This window comes from Devosia ginsengisoli (assembly GCF_007859655.1).
Taxonomy (GTDB): domain Bacteria; phylum Pseudomonadota; class Alphaproteobacteria; order Rhizobiales; family Devosiaceae; genus Devosia; species Devosia ginsengisoli.
On the sequence record NZ_CP042304.1, the window covers coordinates 1,572,298 to 1,597,865 of the forward strand.

Genomic DNA, 25,568 nt, shown 5'->3' on the forward strand with positions numbered 1-25,568 from the left:
CGGGGGGAAATGGAGCGGGCGGTTCCGGCCAGCGCGAAACGAACTGGAAAGCTGGCGCTAACGACGCTGGCCGGCATGGGGCTTGCTGCCTGCAATACCGAACAGAGCGCCTTGCATCCGGCAGGGTCCGATGCGGTGGACCTGGCCAATCTCTTCTGGTTCATGACGATCGGCGGCGCCCTGGTCTGGTGCATCCTGATGGGAGCGGCGATCTACGCCGTCGTCGGCAAGAAGCGGCCGCGAAGCGAGCGCTTCGCCGATCGCTTCGTCTTCGTGGGCGGCGTGGTCTTTCCCACGACGGGCCTGGCCGCCCTGCTGATCTTGGGGCTGGCGCTACTGCCCGACTGGGCGGAAGGCGATGTCCCCGACTTGCGGGTGCATGTCGTGGCCGAGCAGTTCTGGTGGCGGCTGGACTATGAGGACGCTGATGGCATGGCCATAGCCAGCGCCAACGAGGTTCACTTGCCGGTGGGCGCTACCGTCGAATTCGTCCTCACCAGCACCGATGTGATCCATTCCTTCTGGATTCCCACTCTGGGCGGGAAGATGGATGCCATACCGGGTCGCAGCAACGTGCTGCGGCTGCGGCCGGAAAAGGCGGGCGTCTATCGCGGGGTCTGCGCCGAGTTCTGCGGATCGTCCCATGCGCTCATGGCGTTTCCGGTCGTGGTGCACGAGCCTGACGATTTCGCCGCTTGGCTCGCGGCGCAAGGCCAGCCCGCGACCGCTGCCGGCGCCGAAGCCTTCCTCGCCGCCGGCTGTGGGGCCTGTCACGTGGTGCGCGGCATCAGCGACGCCGGATCGGTCGGTCCCGACCTCACCCATTTTGCCGGCCGGCGCACTATTGGCGCCGGCACGCTGCCACTGACCGCGGCCAATCTGGCCGACTGGCTGGTGGCGCCTGCTCATATCAAGCCGGGCGTGCGCATGCCCTCCTTCGCCACGCTGCCGGATGACGAGCGGCAAGCCATCGTCGATTTTCTGCTGGAGCTCAAATGACCGACAAGGCCGCCGAGGAGAAACGCCTGGCCCGGGTCTGGGCCCGCCCCCGGGGCTGGGGCTATTTTTCCGACGTGAACAATTCGGTGGTCGGCCTCTGGTATATCGCGGCGGCCTTTGCCTTCATGCTGTTCGGCGGCGCGCTGGCGCTGATCATCCGGTTGCAACTGGCGGTGCCTGACAATGGCCTGGTTTCCGCCGAAACCTACAACCAGCTTTTCACCCTGCATGGCACGGTGATGATGTTCCTGTTCGCCGTGCCGATCTTCGAGGCGGTGGCCATCCTCATCCTGCCGGCCATGCTGGGCGCGCGCGACCTGCCGTTTCCGCGGCTGTCGGCCTTTGGTTTCTGGTGCTTTCTCATCGGTGGCGTCTTCGTCTGCGGCTCGATCTTCTTCAATGCCGCGCCCGATGCCGGCTGGTTCATGTATCCGCCCCTGTCGACCGAGCAATCGGGCATCGGCGCCGATATCTGGCTGCTAGGGCTGAGCTTCATCGAGGTCGCCTCGATCGCCGCGGCGGTGGAACTGATCGTCGGCGTGCTCAAATGCCGGGCGCCGGGCATGCATATCAACCTCACCCCGCCCTATGGCTGGTATGTGCTGGTGGTGGGCGCGATGATCCTCTTCGCCTTCCCGCCACTGATCGCCGGCGACTTCCTGTTCGAGCTGGAACGGGCCTTCGACTGGCCGTTCTTCGACGTCACAAGAGGCGGCGATCCGCTGCTGTGGCAGCACCTGTTCTGGATTTTCGGGCACCCGGAAGTCTACATAATCTTCCTGCCAGCCATCGCCTTGCTGGCCATGATCATCCCCACCTTCGCCCAGCGCCCCATCGCCGGCTATTCGTGGATCGTGCTGTCGGCCATCGGCACCGGCTTCCTGAGCTTCGGGCTGTGGGTGCACCACATGTTCACCACCGGCCTGCCCTCGATTTCGCTGGGCTTCTTCTCGGCGGCATCGGAAGCGGTGGCCATCCCCACCGGCATCCAGCTCTTCGTCTTCATCGCCACGGTGATGCTGGGCAATGTGGTGCGCACCGTGCCCATGCTGTTCTGCCTGGGGGCGCTGGCCACCTTCATCGTGGGCGGACTGACCGGCGTGATGATCGCCGTGGCGCCGTTCGATTTCCAGGTGCACGACACCTATTTCATCGTCGCCCACCTGCATTACACGCTGATCGGCGGCATGCTGTTTCCGGTGATGGCGGGCGTCCGGTATTATTACCCGTTCGCCACCGGGAAGCTGCTGTCGCGCAAGCTGGGTATCTGGTCGTTCTGGCTGAGCTTCATCGGCTTCAACGTGGCCTTCCTGCCCATGCACCTGACCGGGCTGCTGGGCATGCCGCGCCGCGTCTTTACCTATGGCGCCGAGCGCGGTTGGGACACGCTCAACATGATTTCGACCATCGGCGCCTTCGTGCTGGCGGCCGGCTTCCTGCTCTTCGTGTGGGATTGCGTGCGGCCGAAGCGCGGACAGGCCTACGCCCCACGCAACGTGTGGAATGCCGGGACGCTGGAATGGGTCGGCAAGGTGCCGGCCGATGACTATGGCCTGCGCTCCATCCCGCAGATCAACAGCCGCTACCCGCTGTGGGACGACAAGGATCTGCTCGCCACCATCGATGAGGGCCGCGGCCTATTGGCCCATGCCCGGGAGGGCCGGCGCGAAACGCTGGTGACCTCGGTGCTCGATGCCGAGCCGGTGCAGGTATTGCGGGTGGGCACGCCGACCTGGCTGCCCATGCTGGCGGCGATCGGTCTGGGTGGCACCTTCATCTTCCCGGTGTGGAAGCTGTGGTGGCTGACGCTGGGCAGTGGCCTATTCTTCCTGGCCGTGCTGCTCTACTGGCTCTGGACCGGCACGGGCGAAATTCCCGAGAAGCAGAGCAAGGATATCGGCGACGGCAGGCGCGTGCCGCTTTATGTCGCCGGGCCGAGATCCACCGGCTGGTGGGCTATGTTCATCACCATGACGGGCGACCTCACGGCCTTCCTCGCCGTGTTGTTCGGCTATTTCTTCTTCTGGACCATCCATACCGACTTTCCGCCTGTCGGCGTCGATGGACCGGGCTGGCAATGGCCACTCATGGCCGGCGGGCTGACCCTTGCCACCTGGACCGTTACGCTGGGCGCGCGGTTCGCCAATGCGGCCGGACAGGTCGTGCTGTCGCGCATCCTGCTGGGCGCCGGACTGCTCGGCGCCGCGGCATCCGGGCTGGCGCTGATGGCGGGGCCATGGACGACAGGGCTCGATCCCACGTCGCATGCCTATCCAGCCATCGTCTGGGGGCTGGTGGTGTGGGTCGTGCTCCACCTCATGGCCGGCATCATCATGCAGGCCTACTGCCTGGCCCGCTCGGTCTTCAACCGGCTGACGCCGACGCATGACGCGGACCTGTGGAATGTCACGCTCTACTGGCACTTCACCGGATTCTGCGCGTTGCTCACCGCATTGGTCATCGGAGGCTTTCCGCTACTGCAATGAGTGCCAAACGCGCCCACAACGAAGTCGAACGCGAAACCGGCCATGGCACCGACCTGTGGCGGGTCATCGCCGCGCCGATCATCTGGGCCGGGCATTTCCTGTTCTGCTACGTCTATGCGGCCATCTATTGCGAAAAGGCGGGACGCAGCGCCTCGCTCGACCATCCCACCACCGTGGTCATCGTGGCGACCCTGGTCGCGCTGGCGGGCATTGGCTGGTCGACGCACCACATCTGGCGGGTGCGGGCGCGCAGCCTCACCGACCATGATTTCGAATATGAGCATAATACGCCCGAGGAACGACACCGCTTCCTCAGCCATGTGGCGCTGATGCTCTGCGTGCTGTCGGCGGTCGCGGTGCTCTATGTCACCATCCCCATGCTCTATCTGGGGACGTGCCAATGATCGACCGGGCGCTGACCATTGCCGGTATTGTCGTGCTGCTGCTGGCCTGGGCCGGCCCGCTGCCCGGCATGGTGGCAGGCAGTTTCGCCGCGCATATGACACTGCACATGGTCGTGGTGGGGATCGGCGTGCCGCTGCTGGCCGCCGGTATCGGGCCGCTGGTCGCCCAAAGGGGCTGGCTTGGCTCGCAGCTTGCGCTGCCGATCGCCGTCAGCGTGCTCGATCTCGTGGTGGTCTGGGGCTGGCATGCCCCGGCCCTACATCACGCCTCACGCAGCCTGCCCTGGGCGCTGGCCATCGAGCAGGCCAGCTTCGCCATCGTCTCGCTGCTGGTCTGGCTGGTGGCGCTGGGCAGCACCAGCCAGACGCGGCAGAGCGCAGCGCTGGCAGGCGCCATGGCGCTGTTCTTCACTTCGATGCACATGACCTTGCTGGGCGCGTTGATCGGGCTGGCGCCGCGCTCCATCTACGAACATCTCCATCATGCCGGCGGGCTGCCGGCCCTGGTCGACCAGCAACTGGGCGGCGTCATCATGCTGGGCATCGGCGGGGTCATCTACCTGGCCGGCGGGCTGGTGCTGATGGCGCGCGTGCTGCAGCGGGCGCCCTCATGACCAAGCTCCGGCCATTCTTCATCGGCGGTGTTCTGGGGGCGTTGGGGCTCGGCTTACTGCCCCTCAGCGGCCTGCTGTCCAGTTCGGCCGAACCAAGCCAGCCGCCCGTGCTCGACTGGTATTTCAACCTCGCGGCGCAGCAATCGATCACCCTGCGCTCGCTGGGCGTCGACGTGCCGCCACTCGACAGGCCGGGCATGGCAGAACGTGGCGCTGGCCACTACGAAATGGTCTGCGTCACCTGCCACGGCAGTCCCGTCGCGCCACCGGAGCAATTTGCCCGCAATCTCAGCCCGCAACCGCCCCAGTTGGTGCAACGCATGGCGCAATGGCATCCCGAAGCGCGCATCTTCGCCACGATCAAACATGGCATCCGTCGCACCGCCATGCCGGGCTGGCCGACGCAGATGCGCGATGACGAAGTCTGGGACATGGTGGCCTTCCTGCTGACTTTGCCCGAACTGGACGCCGATGCCTATGGCCGACTGACCTCGGGCACCGCGGACAATCACTGCGCACGCTGCCATGGCGAAAATGGCGAAGGCGCCATTCCCGGCATACCGCGGCTCGATATCCAGAGCCCGGCCTATCTCGAAGCTGCCCTCAAGGCTTTCCGTGACGGCACGCGCCAGAGCGGCACGATGATGGCTGCCGCCCGTGTGCTGACCGACGCGCAGATAGAGGAACTGGCGCAGGACTATGGACGTGGCACGAACGTCCCGGCGGCAAGTGAAACTACGGCAGAAGCCATTGTCCGCCACGGCCTGCCCGACCGGGACGTGCCAGCCTGCGACTCCTGCCATGACGACAATGCGCGGCTCGGCTATCCGCGGCTGGCTGGCCAGGATGCGGACTACCTGCTGAACCAGCTCAAGCTGTTCAAGGCGCTCGGCGCCGAGCGCGGTGGGCCCAACGCCCATATCATGGCCCAAGTCGTGCGCGGTCTCGACGAAGCCCAGATGGAAGCGCTGGCGGAATGGTATGGCCGCTAACAGACCGCCATGGCAAACGCCGCGCAATCGTCTCACGCGGCGTTTGCTTCAACCGGAGGCGGACTACTCGCCGCCCGATTGCTCCGCGTCTGCGGCACCTGGCGAGTCGGCGAGGGCCCAGGCGATGACCGCGTCACCCAGCCTGGTTTCCATGGGCGTATGCCCGCCGGCCATCATCGCCAGATACTGTGTTCCCTCCACCTCGTAGACGATCGGCGTTGCCTGGCCGCCGGCCGGCAGTTCGTCGCTCCACAACTCTTCGCCGGTCTCGATGCTGTAGGCCCGGATCATGTCGTCGGTGGTGGCCGCGACGAAGATGAGGCCGCTGGCGGTGACAATCGGGCCGCCATTGTTCGGCGTGCCGATGGTGAGCGGCAGCATGGACGGAATGTTGAACGGCCCATTCCGGCGCGCCGAGCCGAAGGGCTGGTCCCACAGCGTCTCGCCGGTCGCCAGGTCGATGGCGCGAAGCCCACCATAAGGCGGCTGCTTGCACATCAGCTTGGTGAAATCCGAGCGCCAGCCGACATTGATCTCGATGGCATAGGGCGCGCCGATCTGCGGATCGCCGCCGACACCATCCTCGTAGATGGCTGTGCTGATCCCGGCCTCTTCGGCCTCCGTGCGCTCGACCAGGCGAAGCCGGTTGGGCACGTCGTTATAGTTGGCGATTAGGATACCGCGTTCCTCGTCGACCGCCATCGAACCCCAGTCCTGCCCGCCATTGTAGCCTGGATATTGGATATACCAGTCCGTCGTCGGGGGCGTGTACATGCCCTCGTAGCTCGCCTGGCGATACTGGATGCGGCACCAGAGTTGGTCCAGCGGAGTCATGCCCCACATGTCCCGCTCCTCCAGCGGGTCCATGGCCAGGGAATGGTAGGTCGAGAAGGGCTGCACGGGCGAGAGATAGTCAGGCTCGACGCCGCCCTGTGGCACCTCGCGCTCCTCGGGGACAAATAGCGGCTCGCCGGTCTCACGATTGAGCACGTAGATATCGCCCTGCTTGCTGGAAATCAGAACAGCCGGCACCGAGCCGCCTTCGGCCGGGAAATCCACCAGCGCAGGCTGGCTGCCCAAGTCATAGTCCCAGACGTCGTGATGGACGGTCTGGAAATGCCACACATCCTCACCCGTCGTCACGTCCACCGCGACGAGGGAGGTGGCGTAGTCGTTCTCGGCCTCGCTGCGGTTGGAGCCGAAATAGTCTACCGCAGAATTGCCGAGCGGCAGGTAGACCAGGCCGAGTTCCTCATCGGCAGCGGCTGTCGTCCACATATTAGGCGTCCCGCGGGTGTAGACCTCGCCTCCGGCTGGGGCACCACGGTTGTCCGGATTGCCCAGGTCCCACGCCCATACGAGTTCGCCCGTGACCGCGTCATAACCCCGGACCACGCCGGAAGGGGCGTCCTCATCTTCGTTGTCGTTGACATTATAGCCGACCACGGCAATGCCGCGGATGATGGTGGGTGCCGAGGTCAGGCCGATCCAGCGCGGAACGGTGTCGCCTAGCCCCTCCTCCACCGAGAGCTGGCCGCCATCGCCGAATTCCGGGCATAGCTGGCCCATATCGGCGTCGAGCGCTAGGAGGCGGCCATCCTCGGTGCCCGCAATGATGCGGCGAGCGCAGAGGTCGTCGGGGGCGGCCTCGGGGTCTTCGAAATAGGCGACGCCGCGGCAGGCACCGATGGCCAGGACATCGGGAGAAATGCCCGGATCGTAGCGCCACTCCTCAAGTCCGCTGCGGGCATCGACGGCGATAACCACGTTGGTCGGCGTACAAATGAAAAGATCATCTCCAATCTTGAGCGGCGTATTTTCCGGCGACCAACGCTGGGTTTCCGGCTTGGGATCGGGCGGCATGACGCCGGTATTGAATTCCCAGACGCGCTCCAGTGTGGCGACATTATCAGGCGTGATCTGCGCCAGCGGAGAATGGCGTGTCCCAAATTGCGTGCCGCCATAGGCCGGCCAGTCCGCCCCGGTCTGGGGCATCGGCATGGCGGCGCGCAGCACCACGCCGGTGGGGCTGGCCAGGGTGGCCGCGGGAGCGGCGTCTGCGGCTGGTGGCGCCGCCGTCGTATCGGTTGCCTCGGGCACCGTGCCGGGGCCTGGATCGACCGTGGGGGCCACGCCTCCGGGCGCATCGCCGGCATCGTCGGGCAGCACGGCATCGGCCGGATTTTCCGCCGGTACGGCCGGTTGAGGTTCCTGGGGTTCTGGCTCCTGCTCCTGGGCGATGACCGGGTTGTTATCGGACAGGTTGAAGACCAGTCCGATAGAGGCCAGCACGGCGAGGCCCGCGACGCCGGCCGCGACCGCGCCACGCATCCGTCCGCGATCACGATAGAGCGCGGGGATGGTGGCCAGCACGAGAACCAGGATGACCGTAGGGGCCACGAGCCGGGGCACCTGCGCCCATCCGTCGAAGCCCACTTCCCACAAGGCCCATGCCAATGTGCCCATAAAGGTCACCAGATAGAGCCAGACGCCCAGCATGGAATGGCGGAACAGGAACCAGGCGGAGATCAGAAGTCCCAATCCCGCCAGCGCATAGTACCAGGAACCGCCAAGAGCGATGAGCCAGATGCCGCCGAGCAATATCGGCAATCCGAAGATCACCATGATAGCTGCCAGCACCACTACTGCCCAATATCCGAATCCCCGGTTTGCCTGTGCCATGCCGTTTTCTCCTCCTGTTGGGGAACGGCCAGAGCCTCGGCAGTTCCGGTCGGCTCTGTGTCGGCGGTCCGCCTCGAAACCGACCACTCAGCTTGAGTCACGATCCTCGCGCTCGTATTCCTGACGGGTCGCCGCCTCGGTTAGCGCCTTTTCGGCCCTGGACCGGTGCTGGCTGCGATAAAGGCCGTAGCCCAGCGCCACCAGCAGGGCGACCGCGCCCACGGTCAGCACGATCAGCCAAAAGAATGGTCCCGATTCCATTAGGACACTCCTCGTTTGGGTTTGGGTGCCTCAGGTTTGACGGGCTGGTCATGCTCGCTGCCATCAGGCCGGCGGCCCAGATCGTCGATATTGTCGTCCTTCTGCTTGCCGGAACCGGTTTCAGCCGGCGCGGGCTTTGATTTATCGGTGCCCATCAGGTCACCACGCGCTGGCTGGGTGGCGGGTGAGCCTCCAGGCGCTCGAGCGCCCGGCCGACCCGGTCTGCCACCGCAAGGTCGAAGTCCTGATCAGGGCTGGTCAGCTCATATTGGCGAAGCGCCTCGAGCTCGACGCCGGCTTCGACGGCGAACTGCTCGAGTTCTAATCCCAGCGCGATCCGGCGATTGTGGTCGCCCTTCGGCGAGCGTCGGGCGGGGTCAATCGGAAGGGTCATCGGTTCATCCCTCCTGCAGATGCAGATGGTGGATCAACCGTCCCCGGACGGACTTGGTTCCCTTCCCGGCATCTCGGAACGAAGCGGCGGACAGGATCGTTTCGAGATCACCACGCTGAGGTGAATCTCGTCATGCCCGCATCCCGCCCCATCTGGAAAGGCCAGTTGCGCCTGTCGCTCGTATCGATCGCCGTCGAGCTTTACACGGCCACAAAGGCCAATGCGAAACCGAGCTTCCGCCAGATCCACGAGCCTTCCGGCAAGCCCATCCACTACGAAAAGGTCGTGGATGGCATCGGTCCGGTCGACAAGGACGAGATCATGAAGGGCTTCGAATACCAGAAGGACGACTATGTCCTGCTGACCGACAAGGAGATCGACGCGGTCAAGCTCGAAACCCGCAAGACACTGGAACTGACCCAGTTCGTGTGCAGCGACGAGATTGACCCGCTCTATTTCGACAAGCCCTATTACCTGGTCCCCTCCGATGATTTGGCTGAGGACGCCTTCATCGTCATCCGCGACGCCTTGCGCAAATCGGGCAAGATCGGGCTCGGCCAATTGGCCCTGCGTGGCAAGGAATATCTCGTTGCGGTCAAGCCGGCCGGCAAGGGCCTGCTGCTCGAAACGCTTCACTATGAAGACGAATTGCGCAAGGCCGACCCCTACTTCTCCGACATTCCCGGCAAAAAGGCGGATGCCGACCTGCTCGAAGTCGCCACCGCGCTGATCGACAAGAAGACGGACAAGTTCGACGCCAAGGTATTCAAGGATCATTACCAGGCCGCCCTGCGCGAACTGATCGCCCGCAAGCTCAAGAGCAAGGGCCGCAAGATCACCACCCAAGACGAGCCGCGCGAGGAAAAGGCCGGCAAATCCAATGTGATCGACCTGATGTCGGCGCTGAAAACGAGCCTTGAAGGTGGCAAGAAGCCGGCAAAGGTGAAGACCACGCGCAAGAAGGCGAGCTGAGCATGGCCAGCAAAGCCGATACCCTGCTGAGGGATTACAAGGCCAAGCGCGACTTCACGAAAACGCAGGAACCTTCCGGTGCCGGCAAGGGGAAGTCCGGCGGCAAAGCCTACCGTTTCGTGGTCCAAAAACACGACGCGACCCGCCTGCACTACGATTTCCGCATCGAACTCGATGGCGTGCTCAAGAGCTGGGCCGTGACCAAGGGGCCGTCCGACAATCCGGAAGACAAGCGCCTCGCCGTGCGGGTGGAAGACCACCCCCTCGCCTATGGCAGTTTCGAAGGCACCATTCCCGAAGGCCAGTATGGCGGCGGTGCGGTAATGCTATGGGACGAAGGCACCTGGGAGCCGCTGGGCGATCCACATGACGGGCTGGACGATGGCGACCTCAAGATGCGACTGCATGGCCAGCGAATGAAGGGCGAATGGGTGCTGGTCCACATGAAGGGCCGCGACAGCAAGCGCAAATCCGGCCCACGCCGTGAGAACTGGCTGCTCATCAAGCATCACGACGACTATGCCAGGGATCATGAAGCGCTGACCGAGCGCTTCACCCGCTCCGTTTCCTCCGGCCGTGACCTCGATGGCATCGCCCGTGGCCTCAAGCCGAAAAAGCAGACCGCGACACCCGCCGAGGCCGTCTGGAATTCCGACCAAGCACAAGACAAGCCAACCACGGGCAAGCGCCAGGCAAAGGCCGCTCGCCTGCCCGATTTCCGCCCGCCACAACTGGCGACGCTTGTCAGCGACGTGCCCGAGGGGCCGGACTGGCTGTTCGAGATGAAATATGACGGTTACCGCTGCCTCGCCGCCATTTCAGGGGAAGCCGTGCGGCTCTACACCCGCACCGGGCAGGACTGGACGGACAAATTCAAGGTGATCGTTCCGCCGCTGACCCGTATCACCAAGGGCTCGGCCCTGATCGACGGCGAACTCTGCGCCTTCGATGAGAATGGCCGTACCGACTTCTCCACCCTCAAGGACCATCTCTCCAATGGTGGATCGCTGACCTATTTCGCCTTCGACCTGATCGAGCAGGATGGCGAGAACCTCGCAAAACTGCCGCTCACCGAGCGCAAGGCGCGGCTCGAAAAGCTGCTTGGCAAGATCGAAGCCTCCTCGCTGGTGCAATTCTCCCCGCATGTGGCCGGCAACGGCCAGCGCGTCTTCGACACCGTCTGCCGCGAGGGCCATGAGGGCATTATCGCCAAGCAGGCGACAGCGCCCTATCGCAGTGAGCGCACGCGCAGCTGGCTCAAGGTCAAATGCGGCAAGCGGCAGGAATTCGTCATCGCCGGCTGGTCGCCCTCCACAAGGAAAAAGACCTTCGCTTCGCTACTGGTCGGCACCTGGGAAGATGACAAGCTGATCTATCGCGGCCGCGTCGGCACGGGCTTTTCCATGGATGACGCCCAGGCCCTGCAACGCCAGCTCGACAGCCGCGCACGGAAGACCGATCCCTTCGTCAATGTTCCGAGACCCATCGCGAAATCGGCCCATTGGGTTACCCCCGAACTGGTGGCCGAAATCGGCTACACCGAATTCACCCCCGACGGCATAATGCGTCACCCCTCTTTCCTCGCACTACGCGAGGACAAGCCGGCGGGAGATGTCGCCTTGGACAAGCCCGACCGGTCCAAAAGCCCTGCTCCTTCGCTCGATCGCGCGGCCGGCCTGGCTGCCGCCGAGGCAGCCGGCATCAAGCTCACCAGTCCCGATCGTGTGGTCTATCCCGGCCAGGGCGTCACCAAGGCCGATCTCGTCGCCTACTACGCTGCCGTGGCCGAGCGCATGCTGCCCTATATCGAGAACCGTCCGCTGAGCCTGCTGCGCTGCCCGCAGGGCCGCTCGAAATACTGCTTCTTCCAGAAACACGATACCGGCGGCTTTCCCGATGCCATGAAGTCCCTGATGATCGCCGAGAAGGATGGCCAGAAGGAAAGCTATTTCTACATCACCGACCTCGCCGGCCTCATCGCCGGCACGCAGATGAATGTACTTGAATGGCACCTCTGGGGTTCACGCACCAAGGATGTTGAAAAACCCGAGCGCATCATCTTCGATATCGATCCCGATGAGGGGCTAGGCTTCGAACAGGTGCGCGCCGCCGCCATCGATATCCGCGCCGAGCTGGACGCCTGGGGGCTGGAAAGCTATCCGCTGGTCAGCGGCGGCAAGGGTATCCACGTTATCGCGCCACTGCGCCCGACCACCGAATGGCCTGAGGTCAAGAGCTTCTGCAAGACCTTCGCGCAACGTCTTGCCGACAAATTCCCCGACCGCTTCACCGCCAATTCGCGCAAGGCCAGCCGCAAGGGCAAGCTCTTTATCGACTATCTGCGCAATGAGCGCGGCGCGACCGCCATAGCGCCCTGGTCGACCCGCTCGCGCGAGGGCGCTCCGGTTGCCGTGCCGGTCGGTTGGGACGAATTGGAGACGATCAAGGCCGCCAACCAATTCGGCCTGGCCGATGCGATCGCGCGGGCGAAGCGGCCCGATCCCTGGAAGGGCTATTTCACCACCAGCCAGTCGATCACCAAGGCGATGGTCAGTTCCGTGGCCGGTTAGCGCTTCGGCGAAATCAGGCCTTAGTCCGGCGGCCTGGTCCATTTTTTGTCCACGCGACGACGCCATTCCTTGGTCTGGATATGGCCCAGCGCAAGCGGCGCACTGCTTCGTCGAACGTGTCCGCACCTAACTGGCCTTGTGAACCTGCTCTCCATCCGAAATTTCAATGTCCCGGATAACGCTCTCCTGAGGGGCAGGCATGGTCAGTATCTCCTCCCATCCTCGATCTTGGCATAGAGCCTAACCATGGTCAGCGGCTGGCCGACAGGCTGCCAATAGACCTTGGCCACCAGGTCGCGCTTCGAACCACCGCGAACCACCTCGATGCCAAGAACTTTGCGCACGGCTTCTTCCGGCGAGGCGCCATCAATGACGGCGTCGATGGCCTCGGGACCGGCCTGCCGCAAGTCCATCACCCGAAAGCTTTTTTCCATGCCTCACCGTAGTCCCTAAGCCAGCGCCGAGCAACCGCCCCGGCTTTCAAGTCGTTCCTGCCGATCAGCTTTTGGAGTCGAGCCACGATGAATACCGCGAATCTGCAGCTTGAAGGCCTTCTCACCGCCATTGCGGGCATCAATCGGAAACTTGTCGCCAAGGATCTGCTGACCGCAGAAGAACTCGACCGCTGTCTCGCGGTCGCGGAGCAGACTGCCCTTGGCGATGACCGGGTGGCCGAAGAGCTCTCCCCGGCCAATCGCGACGCCGTCGTATTCCCGATCCGGCTGCTGCGACTGGCAAACCGTCCCGCGGAACCGGACGGCATACCGACATTCGCGGAACTGGCGCGCATGGTGGGCGAGACCAAGGAACCTTATAACGACCAGTACTAGGCCTCGCCTCGGGCTTTTCTGAGGACGCCGATCACGGCTTGGCGCCTTCGTTTTTCGGACGAGGCGGCGCCTTTCCATCATGGGCATAGCTGTTGGAGCTAATATCCGGACCACCTGGCGCCTTCGTGCCGCCCGGCTTGGATATCTTGTCATAGTCCCCTTCGGTAGCCGGATGGGGGTCGGCAACATCATTTTTGCTGGCGGTGCCCTCTCCGGTCGGCAGGGCGTCACGGTGCTGGTTCCTGCCCCTCTCCCTGGTCTCCGGACTGGATGCGGATGTTCTCGTCATTTCGGCCTCCTGAAGACGTTCTGCACCTTCAATGCCTGGGCGGCGTGCAAGTTGCTCAACCGTGAGCGGGAACGGCTCATGCTCGCCATCCGTTAGTCGAGGCACACTTGGCTGGATCCCTCCATGACCTTCCTTTTCGGCCCAAAACTCGACGATACCTCAACTCAATTCCGCCTCTGGGCGCCCAGCGCCGGCGCTGTCGAAGTTCTGTTTCCCGAGGGGCCACCCCTAGCCCTCAAGAAGGATGATGCCGGCTTCTGGTTCGGGCGGGCGGACAATCGTGGCCCAGGCACTCGCTACAAATTCCGCACCGATGCGCTCGAATTTCCCGATCCGGCCTCGCGCCAGCAAGAGGGCGGCACCACCGGCTGGAGCGTGGTCTGCGCGCCATTCGAGCCCTCCGGCCGCCGCGAACCACTGCGCCCCTGGCACGAAACCATTCTATGCGAGGTCCATGTCGGTACGGTTTCGCCCGAGGGCACCTTTGCCGGCCTCACGGAGCGGCTCGAACATTTCCGCGATGCCGGCTTCACGGCGCTCGAAATTATGCCGATCAATGAATTCCCCGGCAACCGTAACTGGGGCTATGACGGCACGCTGATCTTCGCGCCGGACAGCGCCTATGGTCCACGGGAGGATCTGCGCCGCCTGGTCGACCGCGCGCATGATCTGGGCCTCTGCCTGATCCTCGACGTCGTCTACAATCACTTCGGCAAGTTCAACAATTTCATCGAGCGCTACGCGCCCGAATGGTTCGACGAAGGGGTCGAGACGCCCTGGGGCAAGGGCATCGACTTCACCCAGGACATGGTGCGGCAGTTCTACTACGAGAATGCGTGCATGTGGCTGGAGGAGTTCGACTTCGACGGCCTCCGCTTCGATTCCGTGCACGAGATGAAGACCGAGGCCCGCGATGTCTTCCTGAGCGACCTCGCCAAGTCGTGCCGCGCGGTCAAAAGCGATGCCAAGCTCATCATCGAGAACATGGACAATATCGCCTCCTGGCTCGACCGCGAGCAGAACCAGCCCAAGGATTTCACCGCCCAATGGAATGACGATATCCATCACGTGCTGCATTATCTCGCCACCGGCGACGGCAAGAACGGCTATTCGGATGGCTCGCGCAACCCGATAGCCGACCTGGAGAAAGGCCTTGCCGATGGCTTCGTCCATGACGGCGAAGCTGAGGGTGAGAGTGACGGCACGACACGGGGCGAACCGGCCAGCCGGCTGCCGCCTGACGCTTTCGTTTCCTATATGCAGAACCACGACCAGATCGGCAATCGCGCCGATAGCAAGCGCCTGCCGGACCGCGTCAGCGCCGAAAAGCTCGACTTCCTGCATCTCTCGATCATGCTGGCGCCGCAAATCCCGCTGTTCTTCATGGGGGAGGAAGCCCATCTGCGCACGCCTTTCCCCTTCTTCATCGACCTGCCGGAAGACGCGGCCGAGCCCATGCGGGCTGACCGCTGCAGGCAGATGCGCGAGAGTTTCGGCGAGGACGTGGAGGATGGCGCCTTGCCCGACCCCAACGGTCCCCACACCTTCGAAAGCGCCAAGCTGAATTGGGGTGATTATGGCAATCCTGACCGCCGTGCCGCGCTCGATCGCTTCCGCATACTGGCCGAATGGCGCCGCGCCCGATTGTGGCCGCTGGTTGCCACACCCTGCCTCGACGCACGCTCCGGCCGCCAGGGCACGGCCATTGTCGTGAGCTGGATATTCGAGGCCGGCACATTGAGCATGGCGCTCAATCCATCGGACCTGCCCGCCGACATCGCCTGCATCATCACCGCCAGCCCCCTCTCGACCGGAGAGTTCTCCCAGCAGGACGAGGTGCTGCGGCTGGGCGCCTGGTCGGCGGTGGTCTGGTAGGGTCGCGGGAAATGGGACGCCTCGCCCATATCTGTGTCGATGTGCAAGCAATGTTTGCCGAAGGCACGGACTGGCATGCGCCATGGCTCAACCGGGTCCTGCCAGCCATCGAAGCCCTGGTCGAACGCGCTCCTGCCCTCACCATCTTCACCCGCTTCGTGCCCCGGAGCGCCCCGAGGAAGCCGGTGGCGCCTGGCGCGACTATTACCGTCGCTGGCCCGATATGACCGGCGAGCGCTTGCCCGCCGAAATGATCGAGGTCGTCCACACATTGCGGCGTTACATGCCCCCGGCGCGGCAACTGGACAAAGCCATCTATTCCCCCTGGCTGCGAACCGATCTGCATCGTCGGCTGGGCGAGGACGGCGTTACTACCGTCATAGTTTCGGGCGGCGAAACCGATGTCTGCGTCCTCTCCACCGTGCTCGGCGCCATAGATCTGGGCTATCAGGTCATCTTGCCGACCGACGCCGTTTTCGGCTCGGCCGACCAGACGCATGAAGCGGCGCTGGTTCTCTATCGCAGCCGCTTCGGCCAACAGCTGAGCGCCTGCGAGACGCAGGAGATACTCGACAATTGGGCGGACCTGGCATGACGCTGATCGGCTACCATGCCTCCCATGAGCAATTCAGCCCAAGCGAGTTGCTGCAACTGGTAATCGCAGCCGAACAGGCAGGTTTCCACTGCGCCAAATCATCCGACCATTTCCACCCCTGGAGCGAGCGGCAGGGCCAGTCGGGCTTTGCCTGGTCCTGGCTGGGCGCGGCGATGCGGGCCACACGGTTTGGCTTCGGTACCATATCAGCGCCCGGCTACCGCTATCATCCAGCCGTATTGGCCCAGGCCGCCGCCACGCTGGGCGAGATGTTTCCCGGCCGTTTCTGGCTGGCGCTGGGGAGCGGCGAGGCGATCAACGAAGCCATAACCGGCCTAGCCTGGCCGGAAAAACCCGAGCGCAATGCCCGGCTACGCGAATGCGTGGACATCATGCGTGCCCTGCTGGCGGGCGAAACCGTTACCCATCGCGGCCGCGTCACCGTGGTGGAGGCCAGGCTTTATTCGCGTCCCGCCGAGCCAGTCCCGCTCTTCGGCGCCGCCGTCACCGAGGCAACGGCTGCCTTCTGCGGCGGCTGGGCCGATGGCCTGCTCACGGTCGGAGGTGAGGCCGCCAAGGTGCGGAAGGTCGTGGACGCGTTCCGCGCCAATGGCGGCAACGGCAAGCCCGTCCATATCCAGCACGCTCTGTCCTGGGCGCCGGATGAAGCAACGGCCCTGGCCTATGCCATGGAGCAATGGGCGCCAGCGGCCGTAGGTGGAGAGGTCGCCTGGGACCTGCGTCGACCGGCCGATTTCGACACGATCGGGCGGTTGGCCCGGCCGCCCGATATCCGCCAATGCGTCGCCGTTTCCGCCGATGTGGGCAGGCATCGAGCCTGGCTGGAGGCGCTGGCCGAGCTAAAGCCGGCTGCCATTCATCTGCATTGCGTCGGGCGCAACCAGCAGGAGTTCATCCACTTTGCCGCTGCCAATCTCGTCGGCGCCCTGCGCTGAATCCGGCCTCATTTATTCGGGTATTTCTTCGTTATCTCGTTCAACGTCTTCTGCGCACCATCCGGATCGACATTGCGCAGGATCGCCTTGAGGATTTCCTCGCTGCGATCTTCACTATCCTTCGATTGGGGCGAACCGACATAGAGCAGGATAGTCAGGCCCGCGACCTGCCAGAGCAGTTGCAGGAATTCCGACTGCCAGTTTTCGAACGTGTCCCGCAGCATTTCGATGACGAAGGAGGAGACCTGAATCGGAAGCTGGTGGGCTTGTTGTTCATCGATATAGGCGAACCATCCGAACACCCAGTGCCCTATGAGGCTGATGACAAGAAAGCCCAGCGTCACCCACGCAAAACTGTACTTCTTCAGGTTTGACATCCTGCACCTCTATTGCCGAGTACACTGGCGGCCGGGCAGTTTCAGGCAATCCCCTTGCCACCCGTAACGCCGTAGACTTCGCCGTTGATGAAGCTGGCCTCCTGGCTGGCGAGCAATACATAGACGGGCGCGATCTCCACCGGTTGCCCCGGACGGCCGAAATCACTGTCTTTTCCGAATTCTCGCACTTTCTTGTCGGGCTGCCCGCCGCTGGGCTGCAGCACGGTCCAGAATGGACCAGGTGCCACAACATTGGCGCGGACGCCCTTGTCGATGAGCTGCTTGGACAATGCCTTGGTATAGGCCACGATGGCGGCCTTGGTCGTGGCATAGTCGAGCAGGATCGGCGAAGGTTCATAGGCTTGGATCGACGCCGTGGTGATCACCGCTGCCCCAGGCTGCAGATGCGGTATCGCCGCCTGGCAAATCCAGTGCAACGCATAGACATTGGTCTTGAAGGTGGCGTCAAAGTCCTTGCTGGTCAGTTCGGCTACGGATTCACGGAACTGCTGGCGCGCTGCATTGACGACAAGAATATCCAGACCACCCAGCCGCTCGACCGCGCGGTCCACCATGGTCTGGCACCAGGCCTCTTCCTTGACGTCGCCCGGCAGGCCAATCGCCTTGCGGCCCTCAGCCTCGATAAGGGCCAGGACTTCCCGGGCATCCTCCTCTTCCTCGGGAAGGTAGCCGATGGCCACGTCCGCCCCTTCGCGCGCATAGGCAATAGCTGTTGCACGTCCGATGCCGGAGTCGCCTCCCGTGATCAGGGCGCGTCTGCCTTTGAGCCGTCCGGCGCCGACATAACTCTTTTCCCCATGGTCGGGCCTCGGTACCATCTTCCCGACGATACCGGGCGCTGGCTGGGGCTGGGTGGGAAACGGCGGATGCGGATATTGCTTTCTGGGATCCTGCATCGTCAGTCTGTCAGCCATGGTGTCACCTCTCGTTCGAGCAGCCAACGAAGCATCATCTCCGCAGGTTCCATGGGCCTGCTCACCGCGAACTTGCGGCTTGCGATGAAACAGGAGCACTGGATCCGGCCGGCCCATTGCCATCCGGAATTGGCGTGAATTCTTCGCCCGACTACGTCAAACGCCGGTTAGTGACGCAGTTCGCCTTCCCGCTTGGCTTGCTCAAGATCTTCGTCTGTCAGCATGCGAATATCCGGATCGGCCGCATTCTGGTCCGCTGGCGAAAAGCGCAGTTTTTCCATGTAGGGGGTGGGCTTCTTGCGCCGATAGTCGGCAAATTCCTTGGCGTAATAATCGCGGGCCTGCTCCACCGATTTGGCGCCGGTGACAATGTCATGCATCAGGTTAAGCGCCAGAAAGTTGGCCTGCTCGTCATGGCACCGGGCCGAGACCTCACCCGTGGTGCGCTCCACCATCACGCTGCCGTCGAACTCGGCCAGGTCGGAAAATTTCTCCACGGGTACTTGATAGTCGATGACGGACTCGACGGCATCCTGATGCGGCGCGGGGAAATTGTGTTGGTAGAACGCCTTCGAGGCTACGATCCGTTTCCAGGGGCCAGGCTTGTCCCAGATGAGCTGGCTATCGGTGATCTCGTCCGGTTCGCCATACTTGTCGATTACAAGTTGCGCTGCCTCGCGGGATTCCTCGGGCCAGCTTTCGGTATATTGCGATTTCTGTCTGTCCGACATGTCGCTGCTCCTATGGCGCAACCGACGCTAGAACCTTCAGATATTCGTCCTCCGACAATTCCCCGCTCTCGTCTTCGTCCGCAGCGGCGAATGCCTCTTCGGTCAGGCTCGGCAATGCAGCAATGACTTCGGCCCAGGATATGGCGCCACTTGCGTCGGTATCGACCGCCGCAAAATCGTTCGGGTTATCCTGAGCCAGCACCGGGATTGATGCGGCCAAGAGCGCAAGTACGGAAAGCGTGGAAAATCGCATTGAACTGATCTCCTGTTGGGGTTCAGGGTCAATGCGAAGCAATGGGTGAAGTTCCTCCCGATGGCCAACTGTGATCGGGCGGAGAGAGGTTGTGACACCGCTGGCGCGCCACGGCTATTCGGTCTGAGTTGCGCTTTGTCTACCCGAACCAGCTCCTTGTTCGGGTGTTTCGTCCACCTGCAGGCAGGCCACTGAGAGGCGTTAGCTAACGGCAGCTTCTAGGAAACGATCATAGTCACATGAACGACCGGATGGGGGACTTGGGTCCATTTTGGGATGTGGTTAACGTCGGTCTAGCGGTAGGAATGAGGGCGCTTCAACGGTCTCGGTTTCGTGCCCTCAACTGATGATCGACCAGTTCTCATCTTCATCATCTTTGGTGCGCAGCCTGCGCAAGAGCGTGTCGAGAACGAAACACTCGGCTAGGCGCCGATGACGTGAAAGCCCGTGACTGGCACCAGCACCGGCCCGCTGATGATTTAGCCTCCATCGGAGATTGCTCGTCCAGTCTGCCTCACCAGAGGCATGGCTAGTTGCAAGCAGATCGCGCTGGGTTTCCTTTCAGAGCTTGCTCATGCCGCCGTACAGAGATCGCCACCTCCAATCGACTACGCGCCTTCAGTTTCGCCATGATGTGAGTCATGTTGTATTTGACAATGCGCTCGCTCAACTGAAGCTGATTGGCAATTTGCCGGTTGGTGTAGCCCCGAAGCAGATGCGCAACGATTGCCAGTTCTCGCGAGGTAAATCTTGTAGGCGTGAAAAGCGCGTCGGATTGTGACTGCTCTCGAAGTGCGGCTGTCACCGAACTTGCATATTGTTTTGTCACGAAGAACTGGCCTGAGCAGACAGCGTCGATCGCCTCTAGCAACTCTTCGTAGGGCGATGTCTTCAGGACAAAACCTACTGCTCCTGCCTCTAAAGCGCGCACGGCCGTTTCCGTGCTGCAATAGGCAGTATAGACAACGATCTTCGTGCTGGATGCCAGCCTGTTGATAGCATCAAAGACGTCTCCTGGCATGGATAGATCAACGATTGCCAGGTCCGGTGTCGTTGCCGCAATCAGCTCCACAAAAGCGGCTGCGCTGTCGGCTTCGCCGACGATCTGAAAAGGCGCCTCGCTACTGAGCAGCTCCTTGAGACCCTCGAGGAAAATGGGGTGATCATCGACGAGCGCGATCGTCATATACGGAGATTTGAGGGTTTCAAGCGCGCACTTGGGAGCCATTTTCATTCCTCCCGGAAAGCCCTTGCGATCTGGTCGGTGAAGGGTTTGACGAAATAGGCAATGGCCAGTTGTTCCTCGGTCTCTACGAAGATTTCGACAGGCATGCCGGGCACCAGTTCCCGGCCACCCAATTGCTCCATAGCCTCGTTGACCTCCACCTGTGCCAGATAGTAGCTCGCTCCAGTCTGGCTGTTGTACTGGGCGGCGGCCGAAACCTGGATGATCGTGCCGGTCAGTTCGGGAGTGGTGCGCTGGTTGAAGGCGCTGAAGCGCAGTTTGGCCTGCCGGCCGACCGCGATCTGGTCGATATCGTTGACCGCCACCTGGAACTCGATGATGAGCTCGGCATCCTGCGGCACGATGGTTACCAGCGCCTCGCCCGGCGAAATGACGCCGCCAAGGGTGGTCACATTGAGTTCGTTCACCGTGCCGCTTACCGGCGCCAGGATGCGGGAGCGGGCAAGGCGATCCTCGGTTGCGCCGAGGCGTTCCTCGAGTTCGGCAATCTGGGCCTCAACGGTCCGCAATTCACGTTGCGCCTCGGTGCGCAGAGCGCCATCAAGCGCAAGAATCTGCAATTCGACCTCGCTGGTACGCGACAGCGCGCGGGCAATGGCGGCCTCGATCTCTCCCTGCTGACCCTGCAGGCGCGCCACGTCGCGCTGTATTTCGCTAATTCGCGAGGTTTCCACCAGCCGTTCCTCCGCAAGCGCCATCATGCGCTCGCGATCGACCAGGGTGACGTCCAACTCGGCCATGATGGCCGTCTTCTGGAAAGCGAGGCCATTTACCTCCTCATGCAGCTGGGCCACTTGCAGCGCCAGCTGTTCCTTCTGGGAGACGTGATTGTGCATATTGCCATCGAAGAGCTGCCGTTCGCCATCGGCGATGAGCTCAGCATCGGCGTAGTCGGCAAAGTATTCCGCGGGGAAGACCAGTGTCTCGGCCCCGTCGCGTTCCGCCAGCAGGCGTGCGCGGCGTGCGGTCAGCTCCGCGAGTTGACCCCGGACGATAGCAAGCTCGGAGCGAACCTGTACGTCATCGAGCCGGAGCAGAAGCTGCCCCTCAGCGACAGTGTCCCCTTTGCGAACGGCGATGTCGCGCACGACCCCGCCTTCGATATGCTGAACGACCTTGAGGTCTTCATCCACGAGCACCGTACCCGTGCCGATAACCGCCCCGGAGAGCTTGGCGGTGACTGACCATCCCCCGATGCCGACAATTAGAAGCAGCGCAAAGATCGCGCCCCACGCTACCCGACCACGCATGGGGAACGGCCTCTCGCGCATGCGCTTCGCGTCGAAACCGGCCAATATCTGGCCATAGGGGCCGATACTATCCATTGTCGTCATGGTGCACTCCCTTGGCGGCCCGTTCAGGCATAGGTCCAGTTCGAATCTATCGGCAGCAGGATGCCGTGAATGTTGATGGTGATCTCATAGATGCCGTCCGCGGTGAGGTCGGCCCTGATGATGGTGTTGTCGATGTCGTCGTACCGGACATGCTGCACCACGATCGGCAGATCCGAGATCAGCCAGTCGTCGTCGTCATCGTCATAGATTTCGCGGAAGAGGTCGGCTTCCCGTGCCCTGGCCTCGCGGTCCAGGTCGTAGTCGCGCACCCGGACGCGATCGCCCACCACGAAGTCGAGGATTTCATGGACAATCCGGTCACTGAGCGACGGGGTATCATCCGTCACCTCGAAGACAAACGTGTCCCGACCGCCGCCGCCCGACATGACGGTGGCCGTGGCGCCAATGACGAAGAGATCGTCGCCTGCACCGGCGACAATCTGCTCGATGCCGGCGAAAGTGTCCTCACCAAACTCCGCGCTGAAGGTGGTGCCGGCAACGGCGTCGAAGATCACGCCGACAGTGGCGGCTGAATAGTCCAGCAGGTCGTCGCCGTCGCCGCCATCCAGATCATCGGCCCCCGCCCCGCCCTGCAGCCGGTCGTCGCCTGCACCGGCATCCATGATGTCATCGCCATCGCCGCCATCAAGCAGGTCCGCGCCTGCCCCGCCGATCAGGCTATCGGCGCCGCTGCCGCCCAGGAGCACATCGGCGCCCGGGCCACCATCGAGAATGTCGTCACCGCTCCCGCCTTCGAGAATGTCATTGCCGCCAGCACCGAGGATACGGTCGTTCCCGCCACCGCCATCGGCGATATCATTGCCCGCCCCGCCGTCGATTATGTCGTCGCCAGCGTCGCCGTCTATCGTGTCATTGCCAGCGCCGCCGAACAACCGGTCGTGACCGTCGCCACCCGAGATGACATCATCGCCCTCGCCTCCGAAGATCACATCATTGCCGGTATTGCCGAACAGGTGGTCGTCGCCCGTACCGCCGTTGAGATGATCGTCACCTTCGCCGCCGACCACGAGATCATTGCCGGCCAGAGCGTCGATCAGGTCGTCGCCTGCCAGGCCGTCGATATCGTCGTCATATGGCGAGCCAGCATGGATGCCGTCCTGCGGCGTCAATATCTCCACATTGCGGATGATGTTCAAATGGGCGGTCTGGACCACCCAGGCTTCGCCATCCGTCACTCGATAGGTGATGTCGATCGGCCCCAGCATGCCGGGCAAGGTAGTCAGGCGCCAGCCGCCTACGGTCCGATCCACCATGGCTCCGGTAATGGCCAGGTTGGTGACCAAAAGCGCGTCGTCGTCAGAATCAATTGCCCCGAACAACAGCTCGCTCAATCCGATCAGAACAACCTGACCAGCAAAGACATCATGCAGTCGCACAGGTCCACTGACACTGGGAGAGCGATTGGTCGGATCGTGATCGCCGTCGTCCGTCTCGTCATCCTCCTCGCCGGGATCGTCCTCATCGTCATCTTCATCCGTGTCCTGATCATTGGAGGTGATGAGGGGTAGAGCGGATGGTTGGCCCGGTAATGCATTGTCGTTAAAACCGGCAATGCTGAAGGCCGCCGGAAAGAATGCGGCGGTGGAAGGATGCGAGAATGCAGAAGGTTCGGCGAAGGTTATCGCCGGAAATTCGAGACCCGCAAACGGTCCCGGCCACAGCGGAGCCGGACCGACTGGACCGAACAATCCCGCTTCCCGATCGATGCTCTCAATCGTCGGATCCATATCGGCTTCCGGGCTTCCCTTATCCAATTTCCCCGGCAAGGCTCGGTTGAGGGGAGCATCGGGATCCGGTTTGGGCTCGGATGGCGGCTCACTGGCGGCAGCGGCCTGGCTGGAAACAATGCTCTTGAGATAGACGACCAGTCCGAGGACCGCCATGGCGATATAGAGCGGCAGCCGCGTCATCCGCTCGCCGGCATGGAACTTGAATCGTTCCCCGTCCTTGGGCGCCTGCTCAACTCTGGTGCTCTTGGCCTCGATGAGCATGGCGCTATTCCGCCGCAGTCCGACGCTTGCCTGGAGCGGCCCAGCGTTCTGGCTCGGCGGTCTGCTGCCGCGTCTGCGCAACGACCTGATCCCTGGGGCCAAAGCTGGTCAGCTTGCCATTCTGCACCACTGCCACCAGATCGACTGCTGCCAGCACGCTTGGCCGATGCGCCACGATGATGGCAATGCCGCCCCGTTCGCGGATCTGCTGGATGGCCTGGTTGAGCGCCTGCTCGCCTTCGGCGTCGAGAAAGGCATTCGGTTCGTCCATGACCACCACGAACGGCTCGCCATAGAGTGCCCGTGCCAATCCGATGCGCTGCCGCTGTCCGGCCGACAGGGCCGTGCCCATCGGACCGAGCTGGCTATCGTAGCCATCGGGCAGGCGAACGATCATCTCGTGGACACCGGCAGCCATGGCAGCGGCAACGATGGCCTTGCCGTCCCGCTTGGGAGCGAGGCGGGTAATATTGTCGATGATGGTGCCATCGAGCATCGCGACGTCCTGCGGCAGATAGCCCATATGCTTCCCGATGACATCCTCGTCCCACTGGCCCAGTTCGGCGTCGTCGAGCCGTACCCCGCCGCGCAAAACCGGCCAGATTCCGGTCAAAGCCCTCACCAGGGTGGTCTTGCCGCCGCCACTGGGACCGATGATCGCAAGGGCCTGGCCGGCCTTCAGCTCGAAGCTGACCTCGGTCAGCAGCACGCGGCCGGTGCTGGGCGCCGCAACGGTGATTTTCTCGATTTTCAGCGATTTGCCCGGCGGGGGCAGATCCAGGGGTTTGGTCATGGCACCCAGGGCAACCATGGTTTCGCGCAGGCGCTTATAGGCCTGTCGGGCCGCCACCACGCCTTTCCAGTTGCCGATGGCCAGGTCGATCGGCGCCAGGGCACGCGCAGAAGCCACCGAAACCGCGATGATGGCACCGGCCGACATCTGGCCCTGAATGGTGAGATAGGCTCCAAGGCCGAGCAGTGCCGACTGCAGCAGCATGCGTAACACGCGCGAGAAGGCACTAAAGGTCCCGACGATGTCGCTGGCCTGCGTTTGTAGCTTCAGGTGTTCCAGATTGGCATTATCGAAACGTTGCACAGCGCGCGCGCCAAAACCCATGGCCTTGAGGATATCGGCATTGCGTGCATTGGAATCGGCAATGGCATTGCGCACGGTACCGGCTTGCTGCGCGGCCGTTGCCAGTTTACGGGACCGCAATTCCGTCCACACGGTCAGCAGCGTCAGGACCGCCACGCCGCCCAGTGTCACAGCTCCGAGCAGGGGGTGGAGGAAATAAACGAACAGCACATAGAGGGGTACCCAGGGCAGATCGAACAGGGCCATCGGGCCCTGGCTGCCCATGAACGTGCGAACCGTATCGACATCCCGCCCGCGCTCCAGCGACTCGGCGGTGGAAAAGCCAAAGCGCGGCATATCGATGCTGACGCGGTGGGCGATCGGCGCCAATATGCGGTCGAGCCGGGCACCGACGCGCACCAGCAATTGGGAGCGGATCACGTCGAAGGCGCCCTGGAACAGGTAGAGCCCGACGGCAAGAGCGGAGAGAGCGGCCAAGGTAGGGATCGAGCCGCTGGTCAGCGCCCGGTCATAGATCTGCAGCATGTACATCGAGCCGGTGAGCGCCAGCACATTGATGATGCCGGAAATCCAGAACAGAAATATTCCCATGCCCTTGAACTCGCGTCGGAGCATCTCGTCGCCCTGCTGCTGGGCCAGGGCATTGGCTGAATTGGACATGGTTT

24 protein-coding genes and 1 pseudogene are annotated in these 25,568 nt (G+C 62.9%); 11 read left to right on the forward strand and 14 right to left on the reverse strand.

The window, feature by feature from the left end; all coding sequences use genetic code 11:
• The first annotated feature begins 9 nt into the window (after positions 1-9).
• Genes coxB through FPZ08_RS07875 form a run of 5 tightly spaced genes read left to right on the forward strand, consistent with a single transcriptional unit; the run spans position 10 to position 5,495 of the window.
• Entirely contained in the window at positions 10-999 is a 990-nt protein-coding gene (coxB, locus tag FPZ08_RS07855) for a cytochrome c oxidase subunit II (protein WP_246132829.1), read from the forward strand.
• The gene (gene ctaD / locus FPZ08_RS07860) at positions 996-3,485 is read left to right on the forward strand and encodes a cytochrome c oxidase subunit I (protein ID WP_146289462.1); all 2,490 of its coding nucleotides are present in this window, start codon (positions 996-998) and stop codon (positions 3,483-3,485) included. Before coxB ends, ctaD begins: the two co-directional genes overlap by 4 nt.
• On the forward strand, positions 3,482-3,889 hold the full coding sequence (locus tag FPZ08_RS07865) for a hypothetical protein (protein WP_146289463.1): 408 nt from the start codon (positions 3,482-3,484) through the stop codon (positions 3,887-3,889). The genes ctaD and FPZ08_RS07865 overlap by 4 nt, the downstream gene beginning before the upstream one ends.
• A complete protein-coding gene (locus tag FPZ08_RS07870; protein WP_146289464.1) occupies positions 3,886-4,503 on the forward strand; it encodes a cytochrome c oxidase assembly protein in 618 nt (205 codons plus the stop codon). The genes FPZ08_RS07865 and FPZ08_RS07870 overlap by 4 nt, the downstream gene beginning before the upstream one ends.
• Positions 4,500-5,495, forward strand: a complete 996-nt coding sequence (locus FPZ08_RS07875) for a c-type cytochrome (protein WP_146289465.1) — start codon at positions 4,500-4,502, stop codon at positions 5,493-5,495. The genes FPZ08_RS07870 and FPZ08_RS07875 overlap by 4 nt, the downstream gene beginning before the upstream one ends.
• 63 nt (positions 5,496-5,558) lie before the next feature.
• Here the strand turns inward: FPZ08_RS07875 and FPZ08_RS07880 are convergent, their stop codons facing one another.
• The 4 genes from FPZ08_RS07880 to FPZ08_RS07885 form a co-directional block, all read right to left on the reverse strand.
• Positions 5,559-8,177 (reverse strand): outer membrane protein assembly factor BamB family protein, encoded by a 2,619-nt coding sequence (locus FPZ08_RS07880; RefSeq protein ID WP_146289466.1) that lies wholly within the window; start codon positions 8,175-8,177, stop codon positions 5,559-5,561.
• Positions 8,178-8,264: 87 nt separating this feature from the next.
• Entirely contained in the window at positions 8,265-8,438 is a 174-nt protein-coding gene (locus FPZ08_RS21880) for a hypothetical protein (RefSeq protein ID WP_186767247.1), read from the reverse strand.
• Positions 8,438-8,593: a hypothetical protein gene (locus tag FPZ08_RS21885; protein WP_186767248.1), complete on the reverse strand. Its 156-nt coding sequence runs from the start codon at positions 8,591-8,593 to the stop codon at positions 8,438-8,440. The genes FPZ08_RS21880 and FPZ08_RS21885 overlap by 1 nt, the downstream gene beginning before the upstream one ends.
• On the reverse strand, positions 8,593-8,832 hold the full coding sequence (locus FPZ08_RS07885) for a hypothetical protein (protein WP_146289467.1): 240 nt from the start codon (positions 8,830-8,832) through the stop codon (positions 8,593-8,595). The genes FPZ08_RS21885 and FPZ08_RS07885 overlap by 1 nt, the downstream gene beginning before the upstream one ends.
• Positions 8,833-8,964: 132 nt before the next feature.
• Between FPZ08_RS07885 and ku the strand changes: the two genes are divergently transcribed.
• Both ku and ligD read left to right on the forward strand, forming a co-directional pair.
• Positions 8,965-9,804 carry a non-homologous end joining protein Ku gene (ku, locus tag FPZ08_RS07890; RefSeq protein ID WP_146289468.1) on the forward strand — a complete coding sequence of 280 codons (840 nt, stop codon included), beginning with the start codon at positions 8,965-8,967 and terminating at the stop codon, positions 9,802-9,804.
• A 2-nt stretch (positions 9,805-9,806) separates the two neighbouring features.
• The gene (ligD, locus tag FPZ08_RS07895) at positions 9,807-12,374 is read left to right on the forward strand and encodes a DNA ligase D (RefSeq protein WP_146289469.1); all 2,568 of its coding nucleotides are present in this window, start codon (positions 9,807-9,809) and stop codon (positions 12,372-12,374) included.
• A gap of 203 nt (positions 12,375-12,577) precedes the next feature.
• Here ligD and FPZ08_RS07900 read toward each other — a convergent pair whose 3' ends face one another.
• Positions 12,578-12,808 (reverse strand): hypothetical protein, encoded by a 231-nt coding sequence (locus FPZ08_RS07900; protein WP_146289470.1) that lies wholly within the window; start codon positions 12,806-12,808, stop codon positions 12,578-12,580.
• A gap of 87 nt (positions 12,809-12,895) precedes the next feature.
• Here FPZ08_RS07900 and FPZ08_RS07905 point away from each other — a divergent pair, with 87 nt between their 5' ends.
• Positions 12,896-13,204 carry a hypothetical protein gene (locus tag FPZ08_RS07905; protein WP_146289471.1) on the forward strand — a complete coding sequence of 103 codons (309 nt, stop codon included), beginning with the start codon at positions 12,896-12,898 and terminating at the stop codon, positions 13,202-13,204.
• A gap of 31 nt (positions 13,205-13,235) precedes the next feature.
• Here the strand turns inward: FPZ08_RS07905 and FPZ08_RS07910 are convergent, their stop codons facing one another.
• Positions 13,236-13,493 carry a hypothetical protein gene (locus tag FPZ08_RS07910; protein WP_146289472.1) on the reverse strand — a complete coding sequence of 86 codons (258 nt, stop codon included), beginning with the start codon at positions 13,491-13,493 and terminating at the stop codon, positions 13,236-13,238.
• 123 nt (positions 13,494-13,616) lie between these two features.
• Between FPZ08_RS07910 and FPZ08_RS07915 the strand changes: the two genes are divergently transcribed.
• The 3 genes and pseudogenes from FPZ08_RS07915 (at position 13,617) to FPZ08_RS07925 (ending at position 16,919) form a co-directional block, all read left to right on the forward strand.
• Complete coding sequence (locus FPZ08_RS07915) at positions 13,617-15,368, forward strand: alpha-amylase family glycosyl hydrolase (RefSeq protein WP_146289473.1); 1,752 nt, start codon at positions 13,617-13,619, stop codon at positions 15,366-15,368.
• Positions 15,369-15,379: 11 nt separating this feature from the next.
• Positions 15,380-15,963, forward strand: a pseudogene (locus FPZ08_RS07920) (cysteine hydrolase family protein).
• Positions 15,960-16,919 (forward strand): TIGR03885 family FMN-dependent LLM class oxidoreductase, encoded by a 960-nt coding sequence (locus tag FPZ08_RS07925; RefSeq protein ID WP_146293000.1) that lies wholly within the window; start codon positions 15,960-15,962, stop codon positions 16,917-16,919. The pseudogene FPZ08_RS07920 and the gene FPZ08_RS07925 overlap by 4 nt, the downstream one beginning before the upstream one ends.
• A gap of 8 nt (positions 16,920-16,927) precedes the next feature.
• Here FPZ08_RS07925 and FPZ08_RS07930 read toward each other — a convergent pair whose 3' ends face one another.
• The 8 genes from FPZ08_RS07930 to FPZ08_RS07965 all read right to left on the reverse strand — a co-directional run bounded on the left by FPZ08_RS07930 (position 16,928) and on the right by FPZ08_RS07965 (position 25,563).
• Positions 16,928-17,296, reverse strand: a complete 369-nt coding sequence (locus FPZ08_RS07930) for a DUF6766 family protein (protein ID WP_146289474.1) — start codon at positions 17,294-17,296, stop codon at positions 16,928-16,930.
• Between the two features lie 41 nt (positions 17,297-17,337).
• Complete coding sequence (locus FPZ08_RS07935) at positions 17,338-18,231, reverse strand: SDR family oxidoreductase (RefSeq protein WP_146289475.1); 894 nt, start codon at positions 18,229-18,231, stop codon at positions 17,338-17,340.
• A gap of 167 nt (positions 18,232-18,398) precedes the next feature.
• The gene (locus FPZ08_RS07940) at positions 18,399-18,962 is read right to left on the reverse strand and encodes a hypothetical protein (RefSeq protein ID WP_146289476.1); all 564 of its coding nucleotides are present in this window, start codon (positions 18,960-18,962) and stop codon (positions 18,399-18,401) included.
• Between the two features lie 10 nt (positions 18,963-18,972).
• Positions 18,973-19,215, reverse strand: coding sequence for an EF-hand domain-containing protein (locus tag FPZ08_RS07945; RefSeq protein WP_146293002.1), 243 nt, complete (start codon positions 19,213-19,215; stop codon positions 18,973-18,975).
• 529 nt (positions 19,216-19,744) lie between these two features.
• Positions 19,745-20,443 carry a response regulator gene (locus FPZ08_RS07950; protein ID WP_186767249.1) on the reverse strand — a complete coding sequence of 233 codons (699 nt, stop codon included), beginning with the start codon at positions 20,441-20,443 and terminating at the stop codon, positions 19,745-19,747.
• 2 nt (positions 20,444-20,445) lie between these two features.
• On the reverse strand, positions 20,446-21,795 hold the full coding sequence (locus FPZ08_RS07955) for an HlyD family type I secretion periplasmic adaptor subunit (protein WP_246132830.1): 1,350 nt from the start codon (positions 21,793-21,795) through the stop codon (positions 20,446-20,448).
• 23 nt (positions 21,796-21,818) lie between these two features.
• Complete coding sequence (locus FPZ08_RS07960) at positions 21,819-23,807, reverse strand: calcium-binding protein (RefSeq protein ID WP_146289478.1); 1,989 nt, start codon at positions 23,805-23,807, stop codon at positions 21,819-21,821.
• Between the two features lie 4 nt (positions 23,808-23,811).
• The gene (locus tag FPZ08_RS07965; protein WP_146289479.1) at positions 23,812-25,563 is read right to left on the reverse strand and encodes a type I secretion system permease/ATPase; all 1,752 of its coding nucleotides are present in this window, start codon (positions 25,561-25,563) and stop codon (positions 23,812-23,814) included.
• Between the last annotated feature and the right edge of the window lie 5 nt (positions 25,564-25,568).

Excerpts from the sequence above, each read along its gene's own strand:
- FPZ08_RS07875 (WP_146289465.1), top strand. The coding sequence starts at position 4,500 with ATGACCAAGCTCCGGCCATTCTTCATCGGCGGTGTTCTGGGGGCGTTG.
- FPZ08_RS21885 (WP_186767248.1), bottom strand. The coding sequence starts at position 8,593 with ATGGGCACCGATAAATCAAAGCCCGCGCCGGCTGAAACCGGTTCCGGC.
- FPZ08_RS07955 (WP_246132830.1), bottom strand. The coding sequence starts at position 21,795 with ATGACGACAATGGATAGTATCGGCCCCTATGGCCAGATATTGGCCGGT.
- FPZ08_RS07965 (WP_146289479.1), bottom strand. The coding sequence starts at position 25,563 with ATGTCCAATTCAGCCAATGCCCTGGCCCAGCAGCAGGGCGACGAGATG.
- FPZ08_RS07900 (WP_146289470.1), bottom strand. The coding sequence starts at position 12,808 with ATGGAAAAAAGCTTTCGGGTGATGGACTTGCGGCAGGCCGGTCCCGAG.
- ctaD (WP_146289462.1), top strand. The coding sequence starts at position 996 with ATGACCGACAAGGCCGCCGAGGAGAAACGCCTGGCCCGGGTCTGGGCC.
- FPZ08_RS07880 (WP_146289466.1), bottom strand. The coding sequence starts at position 8,177 with ATGGCACAGGCAAACCGGGGATTCGGATATTGGGCAGTAGTGGTGCTG.
- FPZ08_RS07930 (WP_146289474.1), bottom strand. The coding sequence starts at position 17,296 with ATGTCAAACCTGAAGAAGTACAGTTTTGCGTGGGTGACGCTGGGCTTT.
- FPZ08_RS07915 (WP_146289473.1), top strand. The coding sequence starts at position 13,617 with ATGACCTTCCTTTTCGGCCCAAAACTCGACGATACCTCAACTCAATTC.
- FPZ08_RS07905 (WP_146289471.1), top strand. The coding sequence starts at position 12,896 with ATGAATACCGCGAATCTGCAGCTTGAAGGCCTTCTCACCGCCATTGCG.
- coxB (WP_246132829.1), top strand. The coding sequence starts at position 10 with ATGGAGCGGGCGGTTCCGGCCAGCGCGAAACGAACTGGAAAGCTGGCG.
- FPZ08_RS07935 (WP_146289475.1), bottom strand. The coding sequence starts at position 18,231 with ATGGCTGACAGACTGACGATGCAGGATCCCAGAAAGCAATATCCGCAT.
- FPZ08_RS07865 (WP_146289463.1), top strand. The coding sequence starts at position 3,482 with ATGAGTGCCAAACGCGCCCACAACGAAGTCGAACGCGAAACCGGCCAT.
- ligD (WP_146289469.1), top strand. The coding sequence starts at position 9,807 with ATGGCCAGCAAAGCCGATACCCTGCTGAGGGATTACAAGGCCAAGCGC.
- FPZ08_RS21880 (WP_186767247.1), bottom strand. The coding sequence starts at position 8,438 with ATGGAATCGGGACCATTCTTTTGGCTGATCGTGCTGACCGTGGGCGCG.
- FPZ08_RS07925 (WP_146293000.1), top strand. The coding sequence starts at position 15,960 with ATGACGCTGATCGGCTACCATGCCTCCCATGAGCAATTCAGCCCAAGC.
- FPZ08_RS07950 (WP_186767249.1), bottom strand. The coding sequence starts at position 20,443 with ATGGCTCCCAAGTGCGCGCTTGAAACCCTCAAATCTCCGTATATGACG.
- FPZ08_RS07945 (WP_146293002.1), bottom strand. The coding sequence starts at position 19,215 with ATGCGATTTTCCACGCTTTCCGTACTTGCGCTCTTGGCCGCATCAATC.
- FPZ08_RS07885 (WP_146289467.1), bottom strand. The coding sequence starts at position 8,832 with ATGACCCTTCCGATTGACCCCGCCCGACGCTCGCCGAAGGGCGACCAC.
- FPZ08_RS07870 (WP_146289464.1), top strand. The coding sequence starts at position 3,886 with ATGATCGACCGGGCGCTGACCATTGCCGGTATTGTCGTGCTGCTGCTG.
- FPZ08_RS07960 (WP_146289478.1), bottom strand. The coding sequence starts at position 23,807 with ATGCTCATCGAGGCCAAGAGCACCAGAGTTGAGCAGGCGCCCAAGGAC.
- FPZ08_RS07940 (WP_146289476.1), bottom strand. The coding sequence starts at position 18,962 with ATGTCGGACAGACAGAAATCGCAATATACCGAAAGCTGGCCCGAGGAA.
- FPZ08_RS07910 (WP_146289472.1), bottom strand. The coding sequence starts at position 13,493 with ATGACGAGAACATCCGCATCCAGTCCGGAGACCAGGGAGAGGGGCAGG.
- ku (WP_146289468.1), top strand. The coding sequence starts at position 8,965 with ATGCCCGCATCCCGCCCCATCTGGAAAGGCCAGTTGCGCCTGTCGCTC.